A 917-nucleotide genomic window follows, 5' to 3' on the forward strand; every position below is an offset into this window, starting at 1 on the left:
AGTTCGGCCTCACTTTCCGGTTTATCGCGCACGACCTGAGCGTCGTCCGACACATCTCCGATCGGGTGGCCGTGATGTACCTCGGCGAGATCGTCGAAGTCGCCGAGACGGACGAGCTGTTCGAGACGCCGAAACACCCCTACACCAGGGCCCTCCTGTCCGCGATTCCGGAACCGGACCCCCTCGCCGACACCGACGACAGAACGATCCTCAAGGGTGACGTTCCGTCCCCGATCGACCCGCCCTCCGGCTGTCGGTTCCGGACCCGGTGCCCGTCGGTCATCCCCCCGGACGACCTCGATATCGACCAGGAGCGCTACCGGGAGGTAATGTTCTATCGACAGCGCCTGGAGTCCGGCGACATCGACCTCGACGCCATCGAGTCCGAGGTCCGGATCGAGGACGAGTCGGCGCCGACCGCCGTCGCGGACGGCGGCGAGCATCCGAAGCTCTTCGAGTACTTCTTCGACGGGCCGCTCTCGGGAGAGCCTCGGTCGGCCGTAGCCGAGTCCTTCGAACTCCTCAAGGAGGACCGGTGGGACGAGGCCGAGGCGACGCTCCGCGAGACGTTCGAGAGCGTCTGCGAGCGGGAGGACCCCCAGCTCGACGAGAGCGGCCATCCCGCGGCGTGTCACCTCTACGACGAGCGCCCCGACGGCGCGTAGCCGCCCGACCGTTCCGCCGAGGCCCCACCTCGGGGGCTCGTCCTGTCGCTCCACCAGAATTATTTAGCTAGCCGATATACTGCTCGGCGTATGTCGCCAGACACCACAGACACTTCACGACGCGGTTTCCTGCAACGAGCGGGCGGCGCGACGGTCGCGACGGCGTCCGTCGTCTCCCTTGCCGGCTGCGGCGGTGACGGCGGTGACGGCAGCGACGGCAGCGACGGCAGCGACGGCAGCGACGGCAGCGAC

At 67.9% G+C, this 917-nt stretch carries 1 protein-coding gene; it reads left to right on the forward strand.

What is annotated here, in order from left to right; translation table 11 throughout:
* The coding region (locus tag DVK07_RS19770) for an ABC transporter ATP-binding protein (RefSeq protein WP_147441260.1) at positions 1-665 on the forward strand (665 nt) is incomplete at its 5' end.
* Between the last annotated feature and the right edge of the window lie 252 nt (positions 666-917).

The sequence above is a fragment of the Halorubrum sp. Atlit-26R genome, assembly GCF_003666015.1.
Taxonomy (GTDB): Archaea; Halobacteriota; Halobacteria; order Halobacteriales; family Haloferacaceae; genus Halorubrum.